The organism is Streptomyces azureus (genome assembly GCF_001270025.1).
GTDB classification, from domain to species: Bacteria; Actinomycetota; Actinomycetes; order Streptomycetales; family Streptomycetaceae; genus Streptomyces; species Streptomyces azureus.
In genome coordinates this window covers 1-1,251 of sequence record NZ_DF968511.1, presented here as the reverse complement: position 1 = coordinate 1,251, position 1,251 = coordinate 1, and the positions used below count along the sequence as shown (strand labels likewise).

Genomic DNA, 1,251 nt, shown 5'->3' with positions numbered 1-1,251 from the left:
GGCCGGATTCGGCCGGGATGTGGGGATGGCGTCCGGGAAGATCCGCCCCAGGTGGTACTCCAGCACCGTCCGCACGTCCGCGAGTGAGCGGCGGCCGTGCAGGACGTCCAGGCCCAGTCCGACCGCTCCCGACACCAGCAGGTCCGCCTCGTGCACCCGGTCGATGCCCGGCGCCGTGCTCCCTGCCGCCTCGCCCACCCCGATGATGTCCGCCACGAGCCGCTCCAACGGCTGCTCGGCGGCCAGGAAGACCTCCGCGAGCACGGGGTCGGTGAGGCTCCGCGCGTAGTACGCCGTGAACACGCGCAACGCGAAGGCGCGTTGCTCGTCCAACGGCAGGAACTCGTCCAGCACTGCCCGCAGCAGCGCGCCCGGCTCCGTCATGTCGTAGGGGATACGTCCCTGGGCCAGCCGTTCGTTCTCCTCGTGCAGCAGCCGCAGCGCGTCGACCATCAGGGCGTGCTTGGAGTCGAAGTGGTACTGCACGACCCGCAGGGACACCCTGGCCTCGGCCGCGATCCTGCGCATGCTCGCCGCGTCCAGTCCCTGCTCGGCCGCGATACGCCACACCGCCTCGGCGATCCGGCGCCGCTGCCGTGCCCGGACGTCCGTCGGCCGGGGCGCGGGCGGGCTGCCCGGGGCGGGCAGCGGCTGCCGGCGCCGGCGGTAGGCCCGGGCCTGGCAGCTCCGGGAGCAGTAGACGGGCGGGCGGCCACGGCCCGGACGGGCCGTGGGCTTGCCGCACACCGGGCACGTCCGCTTATTTTCGTCACGCACGCCTTCACGATAGCGCTCCCAGAAAGTGTGACGTAAAGCGAAGTTTTGGCTCCGGCTAGGGCAATTGCCTGTCTGTCGATTGATACGTTCGTAACATCAATGTCACCCTCCCCCACGGAAGGGAAGGCCATGAAGTACGACGTCCTACAGGTCCTCGGCATGGTGATGATGGTCGTGTGCGGCCAGGCACTCGTCCGGCTCCTCGTCGACAGCGGCGACCGGGGGCTGCTGGACGGGCTCCCCGGCGGCTTCCTCCCCACACTGCTGGCCTACGCAGTGCTCACCGCCGCCGGTGTCCTCCTGACCGGTTGGGCCCACTCGCGTGCGAAGGTGCTCGGGCGCCGCTGAGGAGCTCGGGGTATCCGCCGAACGGGCGGATCCGCACCGCCGTTCGGGGGCGTTCCCGGCGGTGTCGGCTCGCGGCCGGCTCTTTCCGGCAATGTCACATCTCCATGCGACCCTGCACGCCCGCTC

Annotated in this window: 2 protein-coding genes; one reads left to right on the top strand and one right to left on the bottom strand. The window is 70.9% G+C overall.

Annotated features, from left to right (window positions below):
- On the bottom strand, positions 1-777 hold a 777-nt coding region (locus AOQ53_RS37715), incomplete at its 3' end, for a TetR/AcrR family transcriptional regulator (RefSeq protein ID WP_236711951.1).
- A gap of 129 nt (positions 778-906) precedes the next feature.
- Here AOQ53_RS37715 and AOQ53_RS37710 point away from each other — a divergent pair.
- Entirely contained in the window at positions 907-1,125 is a 219-nt protein-coding gene (locus tag AOQ53_RS37710; protein WP_059424366.1) for a hypothetical protein, read from the top strand.
- Positions 1,126-1,251 lie beyond the last annotated feature (126 nt).